24 protein-coding genes and 1 pseudogene are annotated in these 25,526 nt (G+C 69.0%); 15 read left to right on the forward strand and 10 right to left on the reverse strand.

The window, feature by feature from the left end:
- Positions 1 to 14: 14 nt before the first annotated feature.
- The 4 genes from B124_RS20975 to B124_RS20990 all read left to right on the forward strand — a co-directional run bounded on the left by B124_RS20975 (position 15) and on the right by B124_RS20990 (position 4,549).
- Positions 15 to 638: a 2'-5' RNA ligase family protein gene (locus B124_RS20975; protein WP_496504431.1), complete on the forward strand. Its 624-nt coding sequence runs from the start codon at positions 15 to 17 to the stop codon at positions 636 to 638.
- Positions 635 to 1,633 carry a hypothetical protein gene (locus B124_RS20980; RefSeq protein WP_496504432.1) on the forward strand — a complete coding sequence of 333 codons (999 nt, stop codon included), beginning with the start codon at positions 635 to 637 and terminating at the stop codon, positions 1,631 to 1,633. Before B124_RS20975 ends, B124_RS20980 begins: the two co-directional genes overlap by 4 nt.
- 237 nt (positions 1,634 to 1,870) lie before the next feature.
- Entirely contained in the window at positions 1,871 to 2,686 is an 816-nt protein-coding gene (locus B124_RS20985) for an SAM-dependent methyltransferase (protein ID WP_496504433.1), read from the forward strand.
- A 135-nt stretch (positions 2,687 to 2,821) separates the two neighbouring features.
- A complete protein-coding gene (locus tag B124_RS20990; RefSeq protein WP_496504434.1) occupies positions 2,822 to 4,549 on the forward strand; it encodes an NUDIX domain-containing protein in 1,728 nt (575 codons plus the stop codon).
- Positions 4,550 to 4,653: 104 nt separating this feature from the next.
- Here B124_RS20990 and B124_RS20995 read toward each other — a convergent pair whose 3' ends face one another.
- Complete coding sequence (locus B124_RS20995; RefSeq protein ID WP_496504435.1) at positions 4,654 to 5,106, reverse strand: hypothetical protein; 453 nt, start codon at positions 5,104 to 5,106, stop codon at positions 4,654 to 4,656.
- 224 nt (positions 5,107 to 5,330) lie between these two features.
- On the opposite strand from B124_RS20995, the gene B124_RS21000 reads away from it, so the two are divergent.
- Positions 5,331 to 5,906, forward strand: coding sequence for a hypothetical protein (locus B124_RS21000; RefSeq protein ID WP_496504436.1), 576 nt, complete (start codon positions 5,331 to 5,333; stop codon positions 5,904 to 5,906).
- A gap of 45 nt (positions 5,907 to 5,951) precedes the next feature.
- Here the strand turns inward: B124_RS21000 and B124_RS21005 are convergent, their stop codons facing one another.
- Both B124_RS21005 and B124_RS21010 read right to left on the reverse strand, forming a co-directional pair.
- A complete protein-coding gene (locus B124_RS21005; protein ID WP_496504437.1) occupies positions 5,952 to 6,731 on the reverse strand; it encodes a helix-turn-helix transcriptional regulator in 780 nt (259 codons plus the stop codon).
- Positions 6,732 to 6,935: 204 nt separating this feature from the next.
- Positions 6,936 to 7,754 carry a helix-turn-helix domain-containing protein gene (locus B124_RS21010; protein ID WP_496504438.1) on the reverse strand — a complete coding sequence of 273 codons (819 nt, stop codon included), beginning with the start codon at positions 7,752 to 7,754 and terminating at the stop codon, positions 6,936 to 6,938.
- A 1,176-nt stretch (positions 7,755 to 8,930) separates the two neighbouring features.
- Between B124_RS21010 and B124_RS21015 the strand changes: the two genes are divergently transcribed.
- The 7 genes from B124_RS21015 to B124_RS21045 all read left to right on the forward strand — a co-directional run bounded on the left by B124_RS21015 (position 8,931) and on the right by B124_RS21045 (position 15,431).
- Complete coding sequence (locus B124_RS21015) at positions 8,931 to 9,824, forward strand: helix-turn-helix domain-containing protein (RefSeq protein WP_496504439.1); 894 nt, start codon at positions 8,931 to 8,933, stop codon at positions 9,822 to 9,824.
- Between the two features lie 2 nt (positions 9,825 to 9,826).
- Positions 9,827 to 10,525, forward strand: coding sequence for a zinc finger domain-containing protein (locus tag B124_RS21020; RefSeq protein ID WP_496504440.1), 699 nt, complete (start codon positions 9,827 to 9,829; stop codon positions 10,523 to 10,525).
- A gap of 131 nt (positions 10,526 to 10,656) precedes the next feature.
- Positions 10,657 to 11,298, forward strand: a complete 642-nt coding sequence (locus B124_RS21025; RefSeq protein WP_496504441.1) for a WhiB family transcriptional regulator — start codon at positions 10,657 to 10,659, stop codon at positions 11,296 to 11,298.
- Complete coding sequence (locus tag B124_RS21030; RefSeq protein ID WP_496504442.1) at positions 11,295 to 12,872, forward strand: hypothetical protein; 1,578 nt, start codon at positions 11,295 to 11,297, stop codon at positions 12,870 to 12,872. Before B124_RS21025 ends, B124_RS21030 begins: the two co-directional genes overlap by 4 nt.
- The gene (locus B124_RS21035) at positions 12,869 to 13,063 is read left to right on the forward strand and encodes a hypothetical protein (RefSeq protein ID WP_496504443.1); all 195 of its coding nucleotides are present in this window, start codon (positions 12,869 to 12,871) and stop codon (positions 13,061 to 13,063) included. The genes B124_RS21030 and B124_RS21035 overlap by 4 nt, the downstream gene beginning before the upstream one ends.
- A 275-nt stretch (positions 13,064 to 13,338) precedes the next feature.
- Positions 13,339 to 13,689: a mobilization protein gene (locus tag B124_RS21040; protein WP_496504444.1), complete on the forward strand. Its 351-nt coding sequence runs from the start codon at positions 13,339 to 13,341 to the stop codon at positions 13,687 to 13,689.
- Entirely contained in the window at positions 13,686 to 15,431 is a 1,746-nt protein-coding gene (locus B124_RS21045; protein WP_496504445.1) for a relaxase/mobilization nuclease domain-containing protein, read from the forward strand. The genes B124_RS21040 and B124_RS21045 overlap by 4 nt, the downstream gene beginning before the upstream one ends.
- 47 nt (positions 15,432 to 15,478) lie before the next feature.
- Here the strand turns inward: B124_RS21045 and B124_RS21050 are convergent, their stop codons facing one another.
- Positions 15,479 to 16,258 carry an NYN domain-containing protein gene (locus tag B124_RS21050; RefSeq protein ID WP_496504446.1) on the reverse strand — a complete coding sequence of 260 codons (780 nt, stop codon included), beginning with the start codon at positions 16,256 to 16,258 and terminating at the stop codon, positions 15,479 to 15,481.
- Between the two features lie 138 nt (positions 16,259 to 16,396).
- On the opposite strand from B124_RS21050, the gene B124_RS21055 reads away from it, so the two are divergent.
- On the forward strand, positions 16,397 to 16,840 hold the full coding sequence (locus B124_RS21055; protein ID WP_496504447.1) for a hypothetical protein: 444 nt from the start codon (positions 16,397 to 16,399) through the stop codon (positions 16,838 to 16,840).
- Between the two features lie 1,081 nt (positions 16,841 to 17,921).
- Here the strand turns inward: B124_RS21055 and B124_RS21060 are convergent.
- A pseudogene (locus B124_RS21060) lies at positions 17,922 to 18,332 on the reverse strand (DUF6884 domain-containing protein); the annotation flags it as partial.
- Positions 18,333 to 18,769: 437 nt separating this feature from the next.
- Between B124_RS21060 and B124_RS21065 the strand changes: the two are divergent.
- Positions 18,770 to 19,567, forward strand: coding sequence for a hypothetical protein (locus tag B124_RS21065; RefSeq protein ID WP_496504448.1), 798 nt, complete (start codon positions 18,770 to 18,772; stop codon positions 19,565 to 19,567).
- Positions 19,568 to 19,599: 32 nt separating this feature from the next.
- Here the strand turns inward: B124_RS21065 and B124_RS21070 are convergent, their stop codons facing one another.
- Complete coding sequence (locus tag B124_RS21070) at positions 19,600 to 19,776, reverse strand: DUF6207 family protein (protein ID WP_496504449.1); 177 nt, start codon at positions 19,774 to 19,776, stop codon at positions 19,600 to 19,602.
- Positions 19,777 to 20,029: 253 nt separating this feature from the next.
- Between B124_RS21070 and B124_RS21075 the strand changes: the two genes are divergently transcribed.
- A complete protein-coding gene (locus B124_RS21075; RefSeq protein ID WP_496504450.1) occupies positions 20,030 to 20,866 on the forward strand; it encodes a hypothetical protein in 837 nt (278 codons plus the stop codon).
- A 3-nt stretch (positions 20,867 to 20,869) separates the two neighbouring features.
- Here the strand turns inward: B124_RS21075 and B124_RS21080 are convergent, their stop codons facing one another.
- The 4 genes from B124_RS21080 to B124_RS21095 all read right to left on the reverse strand — a co-directional run bounded on the left by B124_RS21080 (position 20,870) and on the right by B124_RS21095 (position 25,420).
- Positions 20,870 to 22,966, reverse strand: coding sequence for a site-specific integrase (locus B124_RS21080; protein WP_496504451.1), 2,097 nt, complete (start codon positions 22,964 to 22,966; stop codon positions 20,870 to 20,872).
- Positions 22,967 to 23,226: 260 nt separating this feature from the next.
- Complete coding sequence (locus B124_RS21085; RefSeq protein ID WP_496504452.1) at positions 23,227 to 23,568, reverse strand: helix-turn-helix domain-containing protein; 342 nt, start codon at positions 23,566 to 23,568, stop codon at positions 23,227 to 23,229.
- Positions 23,565 to 24,710 carry a tyrosine-type recombinase/integrase gene (locus B124_RS21090; protein WP_496504459.1) on the reverse strand — a complete coding sequence of 382 codons (1,146 nt, stop codon included), beginning with the start codon at positions 24,708 to 24,710 and terminating at the stop codon, positions 23,565 to 23,567. Before B124_RS21090 ends, B124_RS21085 begins: the two co-directional genes overlap by 4 nt.
- Before the next feature lie 44 nt (positions 24,711 to 24,754).
- Positions 24,755 to 25,420 carry a PadR family transcriptional regulator gene (locus tag B124_RS21095; protein WP_496504453.1) on the reverse strand — a complete coding sequence of 222 codons (666 nt, stop codon included), beginning with the start codon at positions 25,418 to 25,420 and terminating at the stop codon, positions 24,755 to 24,757.
- Positions 25,421 to 25,526: the final 106 nt, after the last annotated feature.

Consider the following 25,526-nt stretch of genomic DNA (forward strand, 5'->3'; position numbering starts at 1 on the left):
CAAGGAAACCCATCGTGAAGGACTTCTTCGAAGCAGTGGAGAGCCGTGAACACGCCTGGCCCGCGGGCCGCGAGGATCTGCACTGGCATCTGCTGCCGCAGCCCTCGGTCAGCAAGGGCCTGACCGAGGGCTACCAGTCCGCGGCACGTCTGCCGGGCATGGCCCCGGTCGCCATGGAGTGGTTCCACATCACCGTCCAGCACGGGGCGCCGATGGACGCGTACCGCGAGGGTGAAGTCGAGGCGATCAAGGCCGGTGTCGCCGAGCGGGCGCGGGCGATGCGGCCAGTCGAAGTGTCGCTGGCCCGGCCCGCGTTCGGCACGGTAGCGCTGGAGTGCAGCGGGCACCCGGGCGAACCGGCACGGCAGGTGTGGGAGATGGTCTGCGACGTACACGACGAGGTCACCGGCGACCGGTTCCCCCGGATCCCGGCGCTGTACTACCCGCACGCATCTCTGGCTTACGGAACGAGCGAGGCACCGTTGCTCGACCGCGCCCAGGCGAAGGTCGTGCTGTCGGACTTGCCGGGTGACCCGGTCGCGTTGAGGCTGGACACCCTTACCCTGGTGGCACAGTCACACGACCGTCGGCACATCACGTGGCGGGAGCTGGCCAGCGTGAAACTGGGAGGCGCATGATTCCCCTGAGCAAGCACGCGTACGCGTTAGAGCTGGGCTACCTCCTTCCCTCCAGCGCACCACCGCGGTGGAAGCCATCCCTGCTCTACGCCGGCAAGATCCTGGCCAAGCACATGCGGTCAGCCGGCCCGCAGAGCGATCTGGCGACGCTCGCCCTGGTGATCTTCACGCTGGCCGGGGAGCAGGACACCGAACCGCGACACCTCACGCTGCCGGAGATCAGGGACGCACTCCGACAAGATACCGACGCCGACCACTCCACCCTGCGCAGCAGGATCAGGGACCAGGTCGAGCAGGCTCACGGCGAACGGGGCCCTGCGGCTTCCGTCAGCCCTTGGTCCACAGGTCTGCGCAAGCTGGTCCGCGAACTGTCCGCCATCCCCGGTGAAGATTCCATTGCCTACGAATGGGGCGATTTCAGGTTCAGCCCTCCGGAGCTGCACCATGCGATGGACAGGCTGGCGCCGGTGCTTGACCGCCTGTCCGCCCGCCGCATCTCCCGGCTTCCCGATCCACCGACTCCCGTGGGCCCACTGCGGATCGAAGCCGGCGAGGTCAGCCTTTTCAAAGAGCACAGTTCCCTCTTCGGGCCGGCCATCGCGCGCTGCGAGCGCTGCGGACTCGACGCGGACCCGGAAGAGGCTCTGCGGATACGCGTGGTGGCCGTTGACGGGTCGGATGTCTGGCTGGAGTGCCCGGCCGGGCACGTCAGCTTCGTGGACACCCCCACGGCAAGGCAGGTGCGCAGCGCGCTGGCGCACCAGCAGCGCAACCCGGCCGCCGCGCGCTGCGAGGGTCGCCTCCAGATCGACGGCGAGCTGTGCATCGACTCCGTCCACCGGATCCACCGGATCCACCGGCGGCCTGACGAGGGTCGGCGCCACGCGCTGTCGCCTCTGACCGCCCGGATCGGCGCCCGCGGATCGAGGGGCTTGTGGCGGTGGCCTATCGGTAAGAAGTCCGAGCACGACAGCAGGTCGGGAGCAGCGCGATGAACGGTGATCCGGCCCGGGGATGACACCTGGTACGCGCTGGAGCTGTTTGGCCAACCTCTCCCTGTTTCGAGGCCGCCTGGCTCGGCACGTGCGGTGTCCGGCCGCTTCGCCAACCACGCCCCCGGAGGGAGCCCTTCGCCGCCTTCGGCATCGAATCACTGCGCGCCTTGGGCACCTGCGTCGGGCTGATGTACGTTCGCCGCTGACACCCACCGCACTTTTTAGGAAGCAGCAGCTATGACCGAGGATGGAGCAAGAGGTGACGAGCGGCTGGACATGCCGATCGATCCGACACGTCCGCACCAGGCCCGCGTGTGGGATTACTGGGTCGGCGGCAAGGATCACTACGCCGCCGACCGCGAGATGGCCGCCCAGGTCATGGATGTCTTCCCGGGCATCGTCGATGTGGCCCGGCAATCCCGCGGGTTCCTGCGGCGCGCCGTTCGCCATCTGGTCGGCGAAGCCGGCATCCGTCAGTTCCTCGACATCGGCACCGGATTGCCCACGGCGAACAACACCCACGAGGTCGCCCAGGCGGTCGATCCCGTCTGCCGGATCGTCTACGTCGACAACGACCCGCTGGTCTTGGCCCACGCCCGTGCGCTGCTCACCTCCAGCGCGGAAGGCGTCACCGAGTACGTTGATGCCGATGTGCGCGACGTGGAGCGTCTCCTCGACGAGGCGGGCAGGACGCTGGACTTCACGCAGCCCGTGGCGGTGATGCTGCTGGGTGTCCTGGGCAACATCCCCGATTACGACCAGTGCCGCGACGTCGTCACGCGCCTGCTCGGCGCGGTGGTGCCGGGCAGCTACCTGGTGATCAACGATGGCATCGACACCGAGCAGCGGATGCAGGCCACCGAGGAATACAACGAGAAGGCCGCGAGCCCCTACACCAACCGCAGTCCGCAGCAGATCGCCGACTTCTTCGACGGTGTGGAGCTGCTGGATCCCGGGGTGGTCTCCACCTCCCTGTGGCGTCCCGAGGCCCAGCAGATCGGCGGTCCGCCGGCAGAGGTCGCTGCCTGCTGCGGCGTCGGCCGCAAACGCTAGCCACTGGGCCGCGAAGCACGAGTTGGGTGGTTTCGGACGTGGCACGGCACAGGGGGCGGACTGACCGCTGACGTTGGCACCCGATGGGCCCGCCGGCGATGTGCTGGCCTGGGGAAGGTGACGAAGGAGCGCACGATGGCGATTCCCCACCCCCATGTTCACGACGTGGTCACCGCCTACGTCCGTCGTCATCCTGCCGAGCGCGCGCTCCTCGACCCGTTCCTCGACCTGTTGGCGGCCGGGCGCATCGACGTCGGCGGCCACGTGAGGACCTCGGGCGTGGTCGTCAACGACGGCGACGAGGTCCTCCTGCTTCACCATGCAGCATCCGGGCGGCGCATCCCGCCCGGAGGTTCGTGCGGGCCGGCCGATCGCACTCTGGCCGGCGCCGCACAGCGGGTGATCGAGGAGAAGACCGGTATCGCCGGCCTTACGCCGCTGTGCGGCGGCGAGCCGCTCCACATCGAGGTCGAGACGATCGAAGCCGGCCCGGAGCCTCACGAGCCGGCACACCAGCGCATCGTCGTCCGCTTCCCCTTCCGCACCCGCGGCACTCCCGACGTACCCGTGCACACCGCCGAGCCGGTCCGGGCCGAATGGTGCGGGCTCTCGGAACTGGGCGACACGGGGTTGCGTGCCCGTGTCCTGAGCGCGCTGGGGCGCCCGCAGCACGACCGCCCGGCCAAAGAGGACCCGTATGGCACCTTGGTGGTGGTCACCAACGAGGCCGGTGAGGTCCTCATGCACCTGCGGGACGACAAGGAAGGCATCTGGGCGCCGGGCACCTGGGCACCGCTGGGCGGCGGCGCCGAACCCGGCGACGCCGACCCCCTGGCCACCGGCGTCCGCGAACTCCACGAAGAGGCCGGCCTGGAGGGCGTCGCGCTCGCTGCGATGTTCCGCGTCGACTCCGACGGCTACCCCGTTCACGTCTTCCACGGCCGGTGGAACGGCGATGCGAAATCGCTGGTCCTGGGCGAGGGTACCGATCTTGCGTTCATCGCGCCGGCAGACTTCGACCACCTGCCGATGAACACGTCCGTGAAGGATGACACCCGCCGCGTGCTGGACCTGATCACTGCGAAGGCTCCCCCGTACGGCTACGGCACCCTCGCGCTGATCCGCAACACCGCGGGACACCTGGTCATGCACCGCAGGGACGACAACCCCGCCATCTGCTGGCCCGGCACCTGGGCGCCCAACGGCGGAAAACCCGAAGCCGACGACGCCGGCCCCGCCGCCACCATCCGCCGCGAAGTCCTCGAAGAGATCGGCCTGCGGCTACCGCTGGAGCACCTGTTCACCCACACGTCCGAAACCGCCCACCGCGCCTACGTCTTCCAAGGCGAGTGGGACGGCGACCCCGACACCCTGGTCCTGACCGAGGGCACCGACCTCGCCTTCATCGACCCCCGCGACATGCACGGTCTGCCGATGAGCCCGCTGGCCCGCTACGCCGCGCTGCGCGGACTCTCAGCCGATCTGGAGGACCAGGCCCATGCCGACGGCGTCCGCGACCTGGCCTCCGCGGCACTCATCGTCCACGACGACGCGGTCCTGTTCGTGCGGCGCCCGCCGGATGACTACCTCGGCGGTACCTGGGAACTCCCCGGCGGGCACTGTGAGAAGAACGAATCCGTCCTGGACTGCCTCACCCGGCAGGTCCGCAGAACGACGGGCCTGACCCTCAACTCGGTCGACCGATACGTGGGCCACGTCGACTACACAGAACGCCTGCGGCGGCCTGAGCCGCCGGTTCGTCTTCACCCTGACCGCCGATCAACCCGGCCCCGTCCTCCTCACCGAGCACGACCGCCACCAGTGGGTCCCCCAGACCGACGGGCTACCGTCCACCGCGCATGAACTTCGATCCTGCCTGCGGGCCGCTCACAAGCCGTGAAGCTGAAACACGCCCACGCATCGGCTCAGGTGCGCCGGGCGAGGCGCCGGGGGTTTGAGGTCCGTAGCTACTCAGGCCGGGGACCGAACCCGCGGAGCGCGGACTGCCGCAGCTTGTCGAACATAGTCATGACGTCCGACTCGGTGGCGGCTTCGCTAATGGCGACGAGAAATCCGGTGACCGCGCGGGCGATAGTCTCAGTGTTCTCAGGCGTACCGCGCGATGCGAGCGTCTTGAGCGTTTCGATAAGTACGCGGGAGACCCGCACGGTCGGATCGGCATCCATTTTCTCTGCTGCGGCTTCGAGTTCCTTCGCGGTCAACCCGTCGTGGATACCAAACTGGGCGGGGAAAATCCACTGCATGAGGTTTTCACCGAGGTCGGTGAGCAGAGTTGCCGTCGGCACTTCCGCGGGCTCGTGCTGCAGCAGAGCAGCCATGGCCGCCGTATCCGAGCGCCAGACCGCTTCCATGTACGCACATGCGCGAAGGGCGTCATCGGGCGTCATCGGGTCAGCCACGTCGCATCCTCCCTTCCACCCGCGGTCTGGTGCCGGCCCTGCTCACCAGCCGGTGCTGGTCCGCACGCTGAAGCCGTTGTGTTGCACAGCACTCTACGGGCCGCAAGCACGACGTACGCGGCGATCACGACCAGCGACGGCCCCCCGCCCGGAGCGAGGGCCGGTGCACCCAGCAGTGGCGGTAGCCTCCCCATAACCCGCCCCGGTTCCGTACGGTTCGGTGGATGAGCGAGACTACGGACCGGTTGAGCGAGATCGCACGGTCGCTGAACAGCCGCCACTGGCAGCCGACCAACGAGGAGATCGAACTCGCCAGGGCCTTCTTCGAGGTCCTGGCGAAGGCACCGGCGTCGGCGGCCCCGGTCTTCCCACGGGGGGTGGATCAGTGGGACCGCCTGCAGACGGAGAACTTCGCCGAGCTGGCACGGCGGGTCGAAGCGGTGCAGGCAGATCTGCTGCCTGCCTGGCGGCACCGGCTGGACGACTCGCCCATGGTGGAACTCGTCGAACTGTATGTCGGCGCAGCACAGCCGCTGCTCCCCCACGCGGAACGTCTCCTCACCGCCTGGGAGAACACTTCCTTCCCCACGCCCACCGCTCGCGAAATCGTCGACGAAGCGCGGCGACTGAACATCACCGCAGCGCAGGGGGAGGCCAATGTGAAGTATCTGCATGCCACTACCTGGGAGGAGAAGCACTATCCGCCTTCCCTGCACCAGGTCTTGCTTCGGGATTGGACTCGCCTGCTCTCGGTGACCTCCGTGATGACGGCCGCAGCGACCGGCGACACGGAGTTCTGATCACACCAGCCGACGGGGTGCCGAGCGACGCTGCGGCAACTGACCTCACACGGGAATCGGGGTGAGGACGCCGATTTGGTGGGACCGGCGTCCCGACGGGTAGAGCACTTGGATGGCGATCTCGACGCACTTTCCTTCGTGGCAGGGGAGCCGTAGGTTGAAGCGCTCACCGCCGATGTCCTGTTGGGTGTCGGTGCGTTCTGCCCACATAGGGCGCAGTGTCGCGTCGGCGGCTACGTGTTCCACGATATCCTCGACGTCCGGGTGGCCGGCGTGCATTGCCTGGGCTTGACGCAGCATCCCGAGCCAGCTCCTGGTGTGCTGGCTCCAGTCGGCGATATGAACTCTGGCATCGGGGTGGCTGAGGCACCACCGCAGGATATTGGCTCGGGGTTGGCGGACAAAGGGGAACCAGTTCGCCATTGCGTTGTTGAAGACCACGACGTTCCAGGCTGCGTCGAGCACGACGGCCGGCGTCGGATCGAAGCAATCCATCAGCAGTTGCGAGTCTGCGAGGATCGCCGCGTCGGCGGATTCGCTGGTTTCGGGCATTCCCCGGGTGGCCAGGAGGAACAGGGTGGTCCGCTCACCGTCCGAGAGCCCGAGGAGAGTTGCCAGACGCTCCGCATGGCCAGGGGTGATGAGGGGACGGCTGCGGCCTGCTTCCAGATCCTGGTACTTGCTCAGACCCAGGCCGGCTCCTTCGGCCAGTTCTTTCTGGGTGAGGCGCCGCGGCAGGCCGCGTCGGCGGTGGGCGCTCTTCCGCCAGGACTTGAGAAGTTCCCCCAGTTGAGGCTGCGAGACGCGGAGTGGCTTGTCCTGCATTCCAGCATGATCATCCATTGAGGTCGGATACGTCGCCCCGGCACGCCGGTACCGGGTATCCAGAACCCCTGTACAGCACTACGCGATTCCAGGCTCCGTCCTCGAAAATCAACGCCTCCGGAGGGGTTCTCGGGAAGGTGATTGACCGCCCTCCGCTCGCGGTTCGCGCCCGTTTCCCGGGTATTGTCCACACACCCTCCCTCCTCATCCACGGCGGCTTCTGTCCTCCAACGCGGGAACAGGTGTGATCGGGGTGAGGACGCCCAGTCTGTAGTGCGGGGCCGCCGTCGGGTGGAGTACGTGGACGACGACCTCCACTCGTTTCCCGCCGTAGCAGGGCAGGCGCAAGGCGGCGCGCTCGCCGCCGAGGTCCTGCCGGACATCGCGGCTCTCCTGCCAGACGGGCCTAAGGTCGGGGTCGGCGTCGATGATCGAGAGAATCTCCTGCACACCTGGTGTGTCGGTGCCGTATACCGCCAGGTAGTTGCGGAGTATGGCGAACCACAACCGCACGTACTGCGACCAGCCGACGATCTGCTCTCTGGCGTCGGGATGGCTCAGGCACCAGCGCACCAGGTTGGCGTGGGGCTCGCGGACGTAGGGGATCCACGTGGCCATTGCGTGGTTGTGCATGTGGACGGTCCCCATCGCGTCAAGCAGGACTGCCGGTGTCGGCTCGGCGCTGTCGAGGACGAGGCGCAGGTCGGCCAGCACAGCCGCATCGGGGACGGCGGCATGGGCAGGGCCCGGCCTGACCCGGGCGGCGAGCAGGAAGAGCAGATCACGCTCGTCGGCTTCCAGGTCGAGTTCTCTGGCCAGCCTGTCCGCGGTGTCGGGCGAGAGCCGCCTGCGTGGCTCGCCCAGCTCCAGCCCTTGATAGATGCGGGCGGCTATGCCGACGCGTTCAGCCACAGCCTTCTGGGTGAGCGGGCGGCTGCCGCCGAGGCGGTACTGGGCACGCTTCCGCCATTCCTTGAGAAGCTCGCCAAGCCCAGGCTGGGAGACGTACGAATCATCGGCCACCCCTGCATGATCAGCACCATTCCGGCATATGCGGCAATGACACGCCGAATGCGACACGCGAGCCTCATTCTCACAGGCGTTATGAAACTGAGATCGCCTGCTGCGGGCAGAAAATACCTCAGCGCTGACGCATCCACCCCAAAAACGTCCACGATGTGAGACAGGAAAGCGGTGGTCCACCCGTTCAGCCGGGTCTCCGGAACAGATTGCTCACCCTTCGCGAGCCCCAACTCCGTGTCGGTCCAAATGAGTTGATGCAGCCCTCCCCATCCTGCTGCTCAGCGGGCAGGGAGAAAGGCTTGCTGATGGAATTCCACGCGTTAGTGGTCTTGTCGCACGTTGACGCCCTGTTGGAGGGCTTTTAGGGTCACCTGACAGCCGACGCCGACACCGGCCGGCGGCTTGGAGGGAGGGGTAACGGTGGGCACTGCCAGAGGATTTCACGTGGATAGTCCTCAGCTCGTCGCCAGCCCTTCGCCGGGTACGCCCGGGCACCCTCAAGTGGGCGGCAGATCAGCTACGGCGGCGGCGAAATTAGGCCGGGCCATGCGCGAACATTCATGACGCTTCGCATACGCCGGCTGATCCCGCCCTTGTAGGGCTGGGGGATTTCCTCTCACCCCGCCGCGTGTGGCACACCAGCGCAGGACCTGCCTCTCGTGAGCAGTGCGCAGTTCTGCAGGCCGGCAGTTCTGTACAGCCTTCAGGTCTGCGACTTGAGCGTGTCACTCTCACTGTCACTGTGTGCGACTAGTACAGGGTTTTAGAGCCAACTCTGGATCTCTCCAGCGGGGTGTGCGTATGTTCGTCGTCCCCTGGGGGAGCCCGTCCGCTCCCGCGGATGAAGGGAACGACCGGCAATGCGGTCGGGATCCCGGGGGCGAATGCAGCGTGGGCGTCCGAGAGCGGGAACTCCCGGACGCCGACGCCCACGGCGTAACCCGCCCTGCCAGGGGCGGAGTTTGCCCGACATCACCATGCTGATCCCATTCCACCGGGCACGTCAGCGTGGCGACACTGAAGAGGAGATTCTTGCATGCCCTGCGCACCGTGTAAAAGGCACATGCGCGTCGCCGCTGTCACAGCCTGCGTCCCGGCTGCTTCTCGCCGCGGCGCGTGGCGCCCTGCCTCGGCCTCGAACTCCGGAGTTTCCCGTGCCGGGGCCGGGAGCCGCCGGTGAGCACCGATGCCCGCGAGTGGGTGTGGGAAAGCAGCTCCAGTCGCGGGACCGCACGGCTGGTGCTGCTGTCGATAGCCGACCGTGTAGCCGACGAACAGTGTGTGTCCTGGGCTTCGTTGACTTCTCTGGCCGCCCGCACGAACGCGTCCGTTTCAACGGTTCGCGAGGCGATCGGCCGGCTTGTCGAGGCCGGGGAGTTGGAGCAGATCGATGACCTGACCGGCCCGCAGCGCAGCACCGTCTACCGCCTTCCTTTGGCCGCCCTGGCGATCGCACAGGCCCTGCGACAGCAGCAGGACGGCGATGAGGGAGCGCCCGGTGAGGATTCCAGGGCCCGGCCCGCGTTGCGGCTCTCGGCGCTCGGGCAGTACGGAATCCGTCCGCGGGAGGTGCCGGTTTCCCCCGCGAGGTACCGGAAACCGGCAGCACCGGAAACCGGCACCTCCCGCGGTAAACCGATACCCCGAGGTACCGGAAACCGACACAGCGAGGTACCGGAAACCGGCACCCAGAACAGTAGTGAACCTGAAAGGAACGGTAGTAAGAGCAGGAGTGCTCCTGGCTCGGTCACGCCGGCTGCCGGGTGGCAGCCCGACCCAGCCACCCGGGCCTGGATCCGCGAGCAGGGACACCTCGACCGCCTCGGCGAGCAGGGCCTGAAGGCCGCCGATGCGAAGTGGCGCGCCCATCGCGCCGACTTCGCCCCCCGTCCCGCCGGGGCGTGGGCTGCGGACTGGCGCTCCTGGATCACCCGGGAGCACTCCCCCCACCGCCCCGGCCTGTACGCCGTACCCGCCAACTCCCCTGCCCTGCCCGACAGGATGACCCGGGCCCAGGCCCACACCGCCGCCCTGCTGGCCGCCCTCGACGAGCCGACCGGAACGGAGTAGCCGTGGATCGACGTGAAACCGCCGCCCTGCTCGCCTACATAGGCCGCCTCGACCCCCGCACCATCCGTACCGACCAGGGCGAAGCCCGCGACCAGCTCGCCCAGTGGCACGAGCTGCTCGGCGACGTGCCGATGGCCACCGAGCACGGCTGGGACGCCTGCGCCGCCGCCCGCCGGCACATCCGCGTCTCGCCGTACCCGATCGTTCCCGCCGACGTCGCCCGCCCGTGGGAGAGCTACCGGCGCGACCGCTTGCTCCGCCACACCGAGCCCACCCCGCCGGTCGACCCCGACGACCAGGCCGCGTGGACCGCCGAGCTGGCCCGTGCCCGCCGCGCCGTTGCCGCCGGCACCGCCCAGCCCGCCCGGCACCGGGCCATCGCCCGCGGTCGCGGCCGGGTGGACCCGGTGCTGGAGGCGCGGCTGCGGGAGGTCGGTACCTGCATCCCGCCCGCCGCCCGAGATGCCCTCGCCCCGTACCGGCCCGCCCGCGCGGCGCGCGAGGTGGCCGTCGCCGAGGGCCGGCCCGACGCCCTGGCGGTGTGGTGCGAGTGGTGCCGGGCCCAGGCCGGGCAGCCGTGCCGCCGCCGGCGGATCGGCCCCGACGGCTCCACCCGCGGGATCGCACCGCGCGCCACCGTGCACCCCTGCCGTCTCGACCTCGCCGCCGAGCAGCATCGCGAGCAGCGTGAGGCGTCCTGACAGACCGCACATCCGGGCGGCCTCCCGCCCCGGACATGTCCCCTCACCTCTGCTGCGGCACCCCCTGGTGATGCCGCAGCAGAGTCCGACATCGCGTCCGCCCCACGTGCAGCCCATCGGAGACCGTTGCCTTGCGATACATCACCACCCACGACGCGCCGGCCACCGGCCTGCGCGGCATCGCCGACACGAGCTGGCACAGCCGCGGCGTGTGCTACGGCCTGGACCCGGCCGACGCCGACGAGGTGTTCTTCCCACCTCCGCGGGACCACATCGCCATCGCCGAAGCGAAAGAACTGTGCGCCCTGTGCCCGGTGCGCACCGACTGCCTGAACTACGCGGTGGAAAACGGCCTCAAGGACGGCATCTGGGGCGGGCTGACCGAAGCCGATCGGCGTCCGTGGCACGACGGTCTGCACCGGCGCCTGGACTACCGGCGCGTGCACGCGTTCTTCAACGGACGCGACGTGCACCTGACCGAGGCCGAGCGGCAACTCGTCATCGACCACGCCTACCTCCGCGGCTGGCGGCCCGACCGGCTCGCCACCGCCCTGCAGATCAGCCACCGCCACGCCCGGGACCTGCTCCGGCAAGCCGCCGTGAAGGTCTTCGACCGCGACCGGACCTACGGCGTCCCCCAGCCGCGAAGGAAACGGCCCAGGACCAGCCCGGCCGTGGCCGCTCCCGCCCCGAACAGGCCCCGCACAAGCCAGCCGATATCCCGAACAGCCGCGTCGAGCACCGCATCCGCCCCTGATGGAAAGGCCCTATGACCGCGGCCCTGACCCCCGCTTCTCTCCCGGAACCCGATCTCCGGTTCGCCACCGCGCTGCTCACCGCCATCGCCATCGTGCTCACCGCCCGAGTATTCCGGCGGCGCAGCACCCGGGCCCGGGAGCGTCGCGGCAGCGCGGCGGTCACCATCGCCGCAGTTGCCGCCCTGGGATGCACCGCCTACAGCGCGGACACCTCCTGGCGGTTCGCCGCGGACTACCTCGACATGGCCGGCACCGCCGAGCGCGCCGGCATGTTCGCCGCGGCCGAGCTGGCGCTCTTCGCGACCGCGCTGATGGCCCGCCAGAACCTGACCGCTCTGGGCGCACCCGGCCTGCCCGGCACGCTGATCTGGATCATCACCGGGGTCCAGGTGATCCCCGCCTACGCCGAAAGCGGCCCGGTCGGCGGCACAGTCCGCGCCTTCGTCGGCCCCATCATGGCGGCGGTGCTATGGCACCTGGCCATGGGCATCGAACTGCGCCTGCGCACCCCCGGCGCCACCTCCCGCTCCCTGATCGCCACCCTGGGACGCGAAGCCCGCGAACGCCTCCTGTCCCGTCTCGGCATCGCCGCCCGCGACCGCGACGCCGCGCAGATCACCCGCGACCGGGCCACCGACCGCGCGGTCGCCCTGGCCGCCCGGCTCGCCGAGCAGACACCCGAGCAGCAGCACAGCCGCCGCGGCCGGCGCCTGACCCGCCGGCTGTCGAAAGCACTCGGCAAAGCCGCCGTCGGCACCGACCCCCACCAACGCGCACGCCTGCTCAGCCAACTCGCCGCCCGCCGCCACGCACTCGCCCTCGCCACCATCCCCCTCCCCTCCCCCTGGTCCCCACCCCTGGCCAACACCCTGGACGCCGCGGTCCCCGCACCGACGGTCCCCGACCGGTCGGTCCCCGTGCCCGGTCCCCGCACCCCGTCCGACGACGGGGACCAGGGACCGAACCCGCCACCGGGACCGGTCCCCGCACAACCGCAACACCACCCGGGGACCGGTTCGGGACGAGAGGGCCGTGCACCGGGGACCGCGATGATGACGGACCGGGGACCGGTCCCCGCACCCACAGATACCCAGGTCAACCCGCCCACGGTCCCCAGCACGCCCGTCCCTGCGCACGGTTCCCACACCCCGGCCGACGACGGGGACCGGGGACCGAACCCGCCACCGGGACCGGTCCCCGCACACACACAACACCACCCGGGCACCGAGCACACCGCGCACCCGGGACCGAGCCAGGACAAGGGACCGAACCGGGACCGGGGACCGGGGACCGTAAGGCGCAAGAAGACGGCCACGAAGAGCAAGGGCAAGCGCAGCAGCCGGTCCCGCACCCCTCACACCCAGCGCCAGCAGGCCCCGCCGTTGCCGGTGGACCATCTCGTCCAGCAGGTGCGGCCTCACGTCCCGGACGTGCTCGCCCGCGACGGGAACGCCGCGATCACCCGCGTCCAGCTCCGGGAGATCCTCCGCCGAGAAGGACTCCAAGGCTGCCGGAACTCCCAACTCAGCCACGTCCTGCGTGAACTGCGCAGCGACGACCAAGCCACGACGACGAAGGGCACCACGTGATCAAGACCTGCGCCGGCTTCGCCGCACTCCAGGCTGTGTACGAGCGGGAGATCGGCTACCTGACCGCCCACTCCGCACGGCACGAGGGCCGGCCGGCAGCGAGATGCAGCGCGACACAGGCCGCATCGACGAAGGCGCGCATGGCCCGTGCCCTCAACGGCCACCTCGAACGCTGCCCAGAGTGCGGCTGATGACGACTCCGGCGCCGAACGGGAACACCCCCCACCGTGACGACGGAGTCAACTCGGTTGCGGGGCGAGCAAGTTGGGGCGGAAGCATAGCTTCCGCCGAACCCGCCCCCGAGGGGGCGGGCCAGGACCTGCACCGGGGGGAGCAGGTCCGGCAGGCTTCGGCCGAGGGCGGATCGAAGCCGGGGAAGAAGGAGAAGCCCGCCGTCCGCCGCGCACGCCGCCAGCGCGCGCCTCGTGCGCGTCAGCGCCCGCGTCAGCCGCGTGAGAAGAAGCGCTTGCACCAGCCCGCCGCCCGCTTCAACGACGACGAGATCGCCCTGATCAAGTCCGCCGCTGCCCGGTGCAACCTGTCCGTCGCCGGGTTCCTCGCCCGCTCCGCGCTTGCCGCCGCCCGCGACCTTGAGCGCACCAGTGCCGAGATCGCCGACGAACGCGAAGTGATCGCCGCCCTGTTCGACTGCCGGCGCAGGCTCGGCTGGGCCGGCAGCAACCTCAACCAAGCCGCTAAGGCGCTCAACTCCGGAGCGGACGCGCCCCACCTGGAAGCGGCTGTCGCCGCCGTACGGCGAGCGGCCGACACCACCCGCGAAGCCGCCGCACGGCTCATCGAGCGCCGCAGTTCGTGATCCCCAGCGTTAACTCCTCGGGTTCACGGACTATCGGCCTCCTCGCCTACCTCTACGGCCCTGGCAAGGCCGAGGAGCACACCGACCCGCACCTCGTGGCGTCGTTCGACGGCATGTCCCCCGACCCTGGCCGCGACCCGAACGCCACCCTCGCGGACCTCCAGCAACTCCTCGACCAGCCCGTGATGGCCCTCGCCGCACACTCCCGCCCCGCCAAGCACGTCTGGCACACCTCCGTACGCGCCGACCCGAGAGACCGAGTCCTGTCCGACGAGGAATGGGCCGACATCTCCCGCCGCATCGTCGCCTCCACCGGCATCGACCCCGGCGGCGGACAGTCCGGCTGCCGCTGGGCCGCGATACGGCACGCGGACGACCACATCCACATCGTCGCCACCCTCGTCACCGAAGACGGACACCGCCCCGACGACTTCCGCTCCGGCGCACGAGCGCAGGCCGAAGCCCGCCTCGTCGAGAAGGAACTCGGCCTGCACCAGGTCGCCCCCGGCGACGGCACCGCAGCACAGCGGCCCACCAGCGCCGAACGCCACAAAGCCAAACGGCAGGGCCGAGAGCGCACTGCCCGCGAAGAACTCCGCGAAACCGTCCGGCGGGCCGTGGCCGGCGCCACCAGCGAAGCCGAGTTCTTCGATCGGCTCGCCGACGCCGGCCTGCTGATCCGCAAGCGGGCCGCACCCTCCGGGGACCTCCTCGGCTACAAGGTCGCCCTACCGGATGACCGCAACGCCCAGGATGAGCCGGTGTTCTACCCCGGCGCACGCCTCGCCCCCGACCTCTCACTCCCCCGCATCCGCGAACGCTGGACCGTCGACGCCCCACACCAGGACAGCCAGTGCCCTCGGCCGCAAGAGGGCGACCGTACAGCTCCGGGCGCCCCGGCGACCGCCCGACGGCACACAGCGTCTGCCGCGTGGCAGGCCCTGCTCGTCACCGAGACTGGGCCAGACGCGGTCACCGCCGCCCACATCGCTGCGGCCGGCGAAGTCCTGGACGCGCTCGCGAAGACGTCCGCCGCCCACACCCGCCACGAACTACAAAACGCGGCCCGCGCCTTCGAACGCGCCTCACGCTCCCACATCCGGGCGCTACGCGGGCGCGACCGCGCGCTGCGCCAAGCGGCCCGGGACCTCGTCCACGGCGGTCCCGTGCTCAGCTACGGCGAGGATGGCGCGACGACCGCGATGGCCATCGACATGCTGTTCTTCCTCATCATCGCCGCCGCGCACTGGCACGCGAAGAAGGGCCATGCACAGCAGGCCGTCGCCGCCCGCCTGGCTGCCCAACACCTGCGTGCTGCTTACCAGATGGCCGCCGCCCAGTCCTTGGGCGTGCTCTACCAACGCGGCCGGAGCCTGAGTCAACCGGCCCTCCAGCGGCAAACAGCGACGCTGCGGGAGGCACTGCCCGACCTGGCCGAGCAGATCCTCGCCGAACACGGGTGGTTCGCCCTGGCCGCGACACTCGACGAAGCCGAGGCCGCCGGCCACGACCCGACCGCCCTCCTGTCCAGCGCGGCCGGGCGCCGCGAACTCGACACCGCGGACTCCGTGAGCGACGTACTGGTCTGGCGACTGCGGCGGCAGGCACGACTACCAGCCGCCCCCGCCGAACGGAGCCAGAACGTGACGAAGACCAATCCATCCGCCGGGCGCCCGTCCACAGCCCGGAACTCTGCTCCGCACAGACGTCTGGGCGACGAGGCCAGGGGCAAGACGCCATGAGCCCGCCTCGATCACGGGGACCTGTTGCTGTCCGTGCTGCTGGGGAGTCAAAGCCCGTCGTCATTGTCGCCGGCGTTGCGGACATAGATGACCGGCGGGTTGCCGCCCCCCTGGTCACGTTTGTCCACATCGAACAGACCGGTCGCTTCCATGAGGGGCATGAGCTTGGGGAAGCCGTAGCTGCGCGGATCGAAATCGGGCTGCCGCTTCCTGACGATGACGCCGACGGCACCGAGGTGAGCCCAGCCGTCGTCGTTCGAGGCGTCGTCCACGACACTGCGCAGCAGATCGACCAGACCGGCATCCCCCAACTGCCGTGCCGCTTCCCGAGCCGTCCCCGCTGCCTGCCAGGACATCGTGCCGGAACGCCGAGCAGGGCTCGGCATGTAGGTGAGGTTCTCGGTGTAGATGAACTTGTCGCACGCGGAGACGAACGGCTTGGGTGTCTTTCGCTCCCCGAACCCGTATACCGTCAAACCGGATTCGCGGATCCGACTTGCCAGGCGGGTGAAGTCGCTGTCGCTGGAGACGATGCAGAAGCCGTTGAAGCGGCCGGTATACAGCAGATCCATCGCATCGATCACCATGGCCGCATCGGTGGCGTTCTTTCCCGTGGTGTAGGCGAACTGCTGAATAGGCTGGATCGACTGCCTGAGCAGCTGGTCCTTCCAACCCCTCAGGGAAGTGCCGGTCCAATCGCCGTATGCCCGCTTGACATGCGCAGTTCCGTACTTTGCAACCTCAGCCAGCAGACGCTCGACAATCGTCGCCTGGGCATTGTCAGCGTCGATCAGCACCGCCAGCTTGGCGGCATTCTCATTTTCCATGCGACTCCTTGTCTTGACCAGTTCAGGGCGGACTTCTGTTGACGGCGACCAGGACGGCCACCTGTCCGAGTTGATGCTTCTCGGAGAACATTGAAAGTGATCACGATCAGTGCGGAACGACGTGAGGGGGACATCAGGGTGTTTCACCGGAAACGGCGACGGGCGGCCCAGTCCAGCGAGGCCGAGCGCCAGTTCTTCGAGCTGGCGGCGCGGCTGGACGGGCAGGTTCCGCCGGAGGTTGAGCGGATGCGGGCGGAACTTCAGCGCGCCGTAGCAGCACCAGCGGTGGACGACTTCCTTCCGCCGGAGCTGCGGGTGCCCAGCCACGACCAGCTCGACGGCAGGATGATGCCGTGGAAGCAACCGCTCGTCCTCGACGGCGAAATGGTGACCTGCGATGACTGCGGCACTTACCGGGACTGGCTGGTCCTGTCCACCCGCGATCTGGTCTGGCTGCGGTGCCGGACAGGCCACCAGCAGCACGAGACACGCCTGGACACCGCCTGGTACAACCGCCACGCCGGACCCCCGGACGCCACCCACGCGACGTTCGAAGACTGCCTGCGCCACCTCGGGCACTGACCTGCATCTCTACGACTTCACCGTGCCCATAGGCCCGCATCGACCATCCGCCTTCCAGGAGTGCATCAGCCTTCAGCTTCCCCGCACACCTCGGCGACGCGGCGACCGCGCGCGGACCGGATACGTCGATTCGCCCCTCCGCTACCTCGCGCTCGCCAGCATCGGCCGACGTCGGCCGCTCCTCCCGCCCGCTCAGCTCGGGCACCGCGGCGTTGCCGACGTCCGTCCCCGGACGCGGACGGCTGGCCTGTTCTCCGTGCTCCTCGGCGTCATTGCTACCCGGCATGGGCGAGGGCATCGCAGGACCGCCAGCGGAACTCCAACAGGCCGTCCACGGTCCTGGCCTCCCCTCCCGACCACGGCGTCGACCACGTCGCTACCGCGATCCGTGCCACCTGCCGGGGGAGCACTCGGAAGGCCAGCTCACAGCTAGGATAAGAAGAGACTCCACCACGTTACGGAGGAAGGCTGCATGCCCAGCTCCGACGTACCGGCCGCGGCGTCGGCGCTGACAGACGATGCATCCCCACGGTGTGCGGGCGACTGCGACACTGCGCCGCCTTGCCCCAGATGCCTGCTCTTCCCATCCATGCCTCCGCGATCCCGGCAAGCCGCGGCAGGCGCGACATCCAGGGCGAGCAGAGGAGTTGTCCACCGCGCGAGCGGCTCACTCCGGTGTCGGTCGGATCTCTGGCTCGACCAGTTGTCCCGGGATCCGTCGGCCTCGTGCGAGGCTCCGGCCTGCGACCGAAGGTCTGCGCCGAATCGGACGTTGTGACGAGACGGGAGGACAGCCGCGGGGAGATGCGAGAAGCCCGGCCTCCCCTGAACGGGAGACCGGGCTTACAGCGAGTTCTGGAAGTCGAGAATCTCGCCGGCGTGCAGACGCCGGGTGGTGGCGAGACAGTGTGGGCTGTGGGCGCCAGGACGACGAGTGGGCACGCGAGGCCGGTCCGTATCGTCGGCCTGCGCCCATGTCGCCGAGACGTCCTTCCGCTCCCCGGACGGAGCGCCGCGGCGTTCGATGTCCTTGCCGTCCCTTGTCCCGCGGCTCTGCGCAGTGGCGGTGACCGGCGGCCGGTCAGTGCGCGGGGCGGTGCTCGATGAAGAGCGCGGCGGCCTGCTTCCACCAGGTCTCGCGCAGCGCGGCGTTCTCCCGGGCTTGGCGGCACAGCCCGCGGTGCTCGCCCATCTTCCCGGTGAGCGGGGCCAGGAGGTGCGGGACGGACGGGCGCAGCAGTTCGACGTAGTCCCGGCCGCCGAGGAAGAACACGTCAGCGTCGAACATGCCGCAGCTACCGGTGTGCCCAGCCATCTTCTCCGCGGTGATTGCCCGCTTGTCGCCCAGGGTCACGTCGTACGGGTGCAGCGGGCGGTCGAGCGGGACGAGCCCGTGGAGCGCGGACGCTATGCGGATCAGGTCGGGATGGGTCAACGCATCGGCTGCGCGCCGGAGTGAGCGGTGGTAGTGCCCGGTGTACAGCTCGCCGGCGGGCCAGCCGTGCCGCTGGCCCTAGGGTATCGGGCGCTTCTTGTCCCCACAGGCGGAAGCACATGGGTTCCAGGAATCCTGAAGGGATCTTAGTCGAAACCCGAACCAGGCTCCGGTCTCAACGCCTGCTTGGGAGCGGGTTCGTTCGTGCTACGGCCTCGGGACTGGTAAGGCAGCATGTTCATACATCGAGTATTCGCGAGCCGTCCGACATGTTGATCACGGTGAGTGATGCTCTGGCGGCGGCGTGGCGATCCGACCTTCCTGAGCGTCCGCAGTCAGGTGAGTCGCAGATGGTGGCTTCGGCCTCATGAAGGAGGAAGTCGGTCGTGTTCTCATCGCGGGGCCCCTACAGTCGCTCTGTGACAGGCACATGGAGACGACTGACTGACCGTCTGGCGGGGAAGACCGAGCCGGAGCCCCTGTGGACAGAGGGCGTGCCGGACCACCTCGACGTGCCCATCCGTGAATGGCTGTACGAGGTGCTGCGCACGTACGACATGGCGACCCCCGTAGCGGTGCGGCTGAAGCTGCCGTCCAGAATCCTCAAGAGCCGCGACCCATACGGCGAGCTGGCCACTCTCGACGACCGGATGAACCCGATGCTGCGCCTGGAAGTCATCGACGCAACGCTGGGCTGCGTACAGCAAGCGCTACAGGGGGCAGGCTGGCAGCACCAACAAACGGCCGCTTCCCACGTACGTCAGCTGGAAGGCATCCTGCGCGAGGGCGACTCCGCGTTCACCGTCTCCGAAGACGGCGGCAGGCTCGAACGCAGAATGGACGAGACACTCCACGCCACCTACGAAGAAGCCGTGGACGCCGGAGCATCGAAGGCAGCGACGGCCGCCGATCATCTCCGTGCAGCGTTCACTGAGGCGTACGGGATCAGGCCAGACCCGAGTGCTGCCTACTCTCGTGCCATCAAGGCCGTTGAGGCCGTCGCCAACCAGCACTTCCTTCCCAACGCGCCCGAGCCCACCCTCGGCAAAGTGCGCGATCACCTGGACCAGGGACGGCACAAATACGAGATGGTCATCGCCGACAGGACGGGGGCGCCCGCAGACATTGAGGCGGTCGTCGCGATGATCAGCCTGCTCTGGCGCGGGCAGCGGGACCGTCATGAGGGAGGACCCACCAGCGCCCCCGTGACCCAGGAGGCCGCGGAAACGGCCGTACACATGGCGGCGATCCTGGTCCACTGGATCTCCAACGGCAGCATCCGAAAGAAGTAGTCGAGGGAGCTAGCCCCCTCGACAACACGCGCTTACGAGTCGAGCGGCTGGCCCAGATCCAGGTAGCAGCACAGCCGTACGCCGGGTTGACCCACATCCCGCGTCGTACGGTCCGCCGGCACCGTCGCCCACGGTGCGGCGAGTGCGAGCCTGGACGGCGAACACCGTCGCGTCGCGCCCGCCCCGGAGCTGCCGGACACTCTCGACACGCCCGGCAAGGTCGCCGACTACCTCCGCACCGCTGAACTGGAGGCCGCCGAGCGCGCCGCGCTCGACCACGAGGCGACCGTACGGTGCGGCCAGGGCTACACCCTGCGCGTCAGCGCCGTCCCCGCCGTACACCGCCAGTTCCTCGCCTGCTGCCAGCCGCTCGATGGCGACCGGGGCCTCCCCCGCGGTCCGGGCCCAGCGCAAAGCCCGCCGAGAGTACGGGGACCGGGTCATCGCACTCACGCCCTGACCATGATCGTTCTCAGAACAACCGCTGTACCGATGTTCCCCGAGGCCGTGCTAGGAATGCTCTCTGGGTGTCGGAATGATCTGAGGGACAGCGAGATGCCGCCAACAAACAGTAAGACTGTCAAACTGGAGCTGACCCCTCTTGGTAGTCGCCCATGGGGATGCCCCCACGCGGCCCAGGGAGCTTGGGGGTACCTGGTCGGTGCTCACGCCTGCGTCTCGGGCCTGTTCGACACACTTCACGTCCTTCGGTTGAAGTCCGCAGAAGAGAGCGACCCGCGGGGGCGGCTGTCGCACGATCAGACCGACCAGCTGCGAGCTGCCCTCGTCTTCACGTCGTCCGGCCTTGATGCCTGCCTTCGCCGGCTACTCCGTGATGCCCTCCCCGTGCTCGTGAACGGCAACCCGGCCGCCGAGGGAAAGTTCAAGGCGTTCGTGAACGACCAGCTCACCGCGGGGAGAGCAGCAAAGCCATTCAGGGCCGCGCTGATCGACCGCGATCCGAGAAGCCAACTGATCGAGTTCTACGTCGATTCGTTGACGGGCTCCAGTCTTCAACAGGTCTCCGACCTGAGCAAGGTCAGAGACGCCCTAGGAATAGATGCCACCGACATCACCGATGACACGTTGTCGCAAGTCGGCTCGTTCTTCACCGCCCGGAATGAGATTGCCCACGAACTGGATCTTGAAGACCCCTCTGGACGCGGGAAGACGACGCGTCGAGGCCGCAGGATGGCCGATGTTCGAGACCAATGCGACGAGGTTCTCCAACTCGTTCGGGAGTTCGTCCGTAATTCGGCGAAGCTAATCCGGCAGATATCCGATCACGAGCATTCATGAATCTCACCTAATCCGGCCCGCCGTTCTTTCGGGATGGGCCGCGGTGATGTACCGCATCGCAGTGGTTGCGCTGATTCCGAACAGGCGGATCAGATGCAGCGGGTCTTCGGTCTCGTAGGCTTCGTGGAGCATTCGGTCCTGGCGCGCGGTCTGCATCGATACCCCGGCGTGCTGGAAGGTCCCGTGCAACGCGGCGGTAGTAATTGCCGCGTTCGGGTCGACTGCGGTCCAGCGGTTGATCAGCAGATGCGGGTTGGCGGAGGCGGGCCAGCGGCGGTGCCGCTCCCGGGTCCACTCCGCGGCGCTGCGGTAGGTGGTCTCGTCGAGGTAGATGACGTGCCGGCGGCCCGGCCGACGGACGAGGAGCCGCTCACGTGGTAGATCGAGGTCGGACAGGAGCAGGCGCCGGATATCGGTGCCGTTCAGCGCGTGGACGCAGACCAGGAGGATGACGACGCGGTCGAAGACGCTGCGAGCGCTGTCCAGTAGTCCGGCCAGCCGGTCGGAGGGGACCGACGGCGGCACCGTGGTGATGCCGGAGAACACGAGTCCGCGGGTGGGGTCACGGAAGATGAGGCGTTCCTGGCGAAGGGCACGGAAGACGTTGCGGAGCACGATGTGGATGGCTCGGGCCGGTGTGCCCGTCCGGGTGGCGATGGCCTCTTCGATGTCCTCTCGGGTGACGGTCCGGAGGCTGTCTATGCCGCTGTCGATCCATCGGTCCAGCACGGGCTTGAGTACGCCGACGTAGCGGGCGATGCTGTGGTAGCTGCGCCCGGGTCGCTCCCATCTGCCGTCGCCCCGGACAGCGCGCACCCACGCGCGCAGCTCGCGGCCGATCGTTTCCGGGAAGGCGGCCAGCTCGCGCTCCACGCGGTCTTGGTCGCTGTCCCGGTGGAGGTTCGGGTCGACGATGAGCAGACCGCGCTCGTGCAGGAAGCGGGCTGCGCGCCGGGCGCTGAGATGCTCCTTGGTTTGGGCCAGGTCGTGCAGGTCGGTCTCCCGAACGGGGGCGTTGGCGCCAAGCCAGGACAGCAGGATGGTCAGCGTCCGTCGGGTGGAGGTGACGGGGCCCTTCTCCCACCGTTCCCGTTGCGCCTGGGTGGCGAGTTCGGCCAGCAGCATTTCAGCAGCCGGCGTCAGCGTCGGCAGCAGATGAGCGGGCGTGTGGGCGAGTTGGCGCCAGTCCCGTCGTGCCTCGAACAGCGTCTCCTGGCCAGGGGCGGCCAGGTGCTCCGATACCGGTCGTCCGCCGTGCTCGGTGGCGGCGGACGTGGAAGGGCGGCGTAGGAGAGCGAGGCCCGTCGGAAGGGGTTCGCCGAACCAGAGCTGGGTGAAGGACTCGTGCTCGGCGCCGGGGTCGTGAACCGCGATGTGAATGCGGCAACCGCGGCACCGCCCTTCGACGAGAGGCCCCGCGGGACGTCGGCAACGACCGCAGATCGCCGCCGCGACGCCGAGCCCGCCCGCCTGACTGCACCGCAGGCACCGGCCCCGTCGCGAGGCGGTGAACCAGCAGTCGCAGAGCACGCACGACCGCGGAGTCGGATCCGGCTGTGTTGGAGCACGTAGGGGTCGAACGCGGCGCTGGGTAGAGCGGGGCCGCAGGCTAGGGGCGGGGTGGTAGAAGGGCGGAAGCGGTGGCTCCGGCCGCAGCATCTCGGCCCGCTGCAGGATCGCTCGCACCGAGCGGGTGAAGTTGGGGATGTCGCCCAAGACCCGCTCGTCGACCAGGTCGTCGCCGTCGGCATCGCGGACGGCGAGGGCAAGTCGGAGCATCTCGACCAGCTTGCGCTGCATCGGCTTGCCGATACCGGTGTCCGCGGCGAAGGCGGCGGTGTGCTCGACCAGCTCGTCGTAGCCGTCCAACGGGCGTTGCAGTATGCGGCGGCAGACCTGGATGGACAACTGATGCCGCACGGGGAAGAGGGAGAGCTGCCCTCGCAGCACGGGGGGCAGCACGGCCGGGTCGTCGCGGCAAGGACCCTGACGGGCGTTGCGGGCCTCCACCCAGTGCAGCCGCTCGCGCCCGCCGACCGTGCGCCGGCCGTACTTGCGCAGTGGCTGCGCGTGCGTCGGGGCCAGGCCGTAGAAGATCATCAGAAGCTGGAGGTCACGGGGCCGGCAGGTCTGTGGGGCTGAGACCCACTCGGAGTCCCTCTCCAGCCGGACCGCGTGGAGACACGCTCGGCACAGCGGGTCGGAGTTCAGATGCCGGGTGTGACGGCAGCGCGGGCACCGCCCTCGCTGCGCGTGAAGCTGGCGCCACGCGCAGCAGCCGTGGCAGACGCGCTGCCTGCCTAGCGGCCCCCACCCCAGGCACTCCCGGCACTGCCGGGGTTCATGCGCAGCCGCCATGCTCAGTTCGGCGGCAGCGAGCGCGGGCCGCTCTTCTTACGCGGGCTGGGGCGTACCGGGCCGGTGCTCGGTTCGGGAGCGCCGACCGCCCGGGCCTCGGGCAGCGTCGTCTGGCCGTGCTCGGCCGAGAGTGGCTCGGCCTGGAGCAGGTCGCCCACGGTGCACTCCAGCACGGCACAGATCTTGTCCAGGTCGTCCAGGCGGACGGTGACCGGCTTGCCGCTCCACATCGCGGCGACCTTGCTCAGCGATGGCGTGAAGTCCACCGTCTTGAACGCCTCCAGCAGCTCGGTGGGGCGCCACAGATCGCGCTGGGCGGCCACCATGCGCAGATTCCACTTCACCGAAGGTTCCCCTTGTCCATCACCAGCCGCCGGGCCGCGCGGCTGCTGGCCGCCAAGCTCGCATCCTCCGGATCCGCATGGGCGGTCGCCATGTACCGGACCGTGGTGGTCGCCCAGTCGTGCCCGAGGACGCGCTGGACCTCCCACAACGTCATCCCACGCTCGTAGTTGTGCGTCGCGCACGCGTGCCGCAACAGGTGTGGGAACAGGTCGGTGACGGGCCCTCGTAGATGCGCGGCTGCCGCGTTGTGCAGCAGCCGGCGGAAGGCGGGCGGCTGGAGTGCCGGCGCGATCGGGATGTTCAGTGCGGCTACCGCCTTCGGGCTGCGTTCGGAGGGCCACAACGGCGCCCGCGGGTGCTCGGCATCATCCCCGAACTCTCCCCGTACCTCCTCGACATACCACCAGAGCAGCTCTCGGCCCTCCCGGAACATGTATGCCTCGCGCGGTCGGGGCCCGGAGCCATGCGACCCCTTGCCCTGCACGACGAATCGGCCCCATTGGCCGTTCTCCCAGTGCACGTCCCCCATGCACACCCCGCACAGCTCCGCCGCCCGCACACCGGACAGGTAGGCGAGCTTCGACATGACGTAGTCGCGGCAAGCCACCAGGTACTTCCGGGCGAAGGGAAGCTGTTCCCGCCAGCGGGAGAAGAAGTCCTTCATCGCCGCCTGCGACGGCGGAATGCGCAGCCCGAAGTCGCCCCGGTGATGGGGCCGGTTGAACGGGTCGATCGGCGACTCCACCGGGCGCCCGAAGCGCATCAGGATCTCGTGCGCGTAGCGCTGTTCGAGGAATGCGAAGTACGCATCGATGTGGTTGCATTTCTGGCGCATCGTGGAGCGGGCACGCTTGCCTGGCCCGGCGAAGTACTTGTCGACCTCGCGCGGCGAGAGCTGCCAGGGGACCGTGCCGTAGAAGTCGCAGACCTCGATAACGGGCTTGACCAGTTGGTCGATCGTCGACGGCGCGAGGCCGGCCGCGTCTCGGGCCCACTGGTATTCGGTCAGGGTATCGACGAAGAAGCTCTCCTCGTCCTGGTCCGAGATCCGGGCCTGGCGACGCCGCTGGAGGGTGACGACGTCTGCCAGCCCCGTCTCGATCGGTCCCGGTACCTCATCCGCCGGCCCCGCCGGGGGCACGAGCGTGAGGGTGCGACTCTCGGTATCTGCCACGAAGCCGCAGATTACGCGGCTAGGTCGCAGATTCTGCGAGTTACTGCGGAGATCCCACACCAACGAGTGACGGCTCCGACTGGGGGATTGACCTGGTGAAAGGCTGCTTGATCCCTCTGAACAGCCGCCGGGGAACCAGTACGTACTCCACTAATGATCACCACCTTGCGGCGGTGCACATCAATGTTCCCGCGCAGTCGGGCGTAGTTCCGGCCGGCGGGGGTCAGGTGCAGCGGGCCGCCCACGCTGATACCCCAGTTGGTGTCGCCGTGGTGCCAGGGCTGTGGGAAGGGCGCTGCGTAACCGGCGGCGTAGACGGCGGCGAGCGTGCGGCCGTTGGACCACGGCTCGCCTTTCCAGTACGCGCGGTCGTCGCGACCGGCGACGAGCTGGTCGGGTCGCTGGGCGGCGGTGAGTACGGCCTGGTGCTGTTTCGCGGGGAGTTTCGGCGGGAGGGTCGGCAGGCCGGTGCGGGTGCCGCGCCCGGAGTTCGCCTGTCGCCAGGTGTCCAGGGCGGCGCGTCCGTTGTCGGTGAGCCGGTAGCTGCCGCCGCCGGGGCCGCGGTGATGGGTGATCAGGCCGTCGGCTTCGAGCTTGGCAAGGGCGGCGCCGTGGCCGGTGACGACGCCGTTGTCGTGGGCGTGGAGGATGCGTGCGCCGGTAGGGGTGAGGGTCATCGCTTCGTCACCTTCCTGAGGCCGGGTACGGCCGGTAGGTGGACTGGGGCAGTCATCGACGGCGGCCGGCGGCGGCCAGCAGGGTCGTGTTCGGCCATCGCGGCAT

It is taken from the genome of Streptomyces sp. CNP082 (assembly GCF_059570535.1).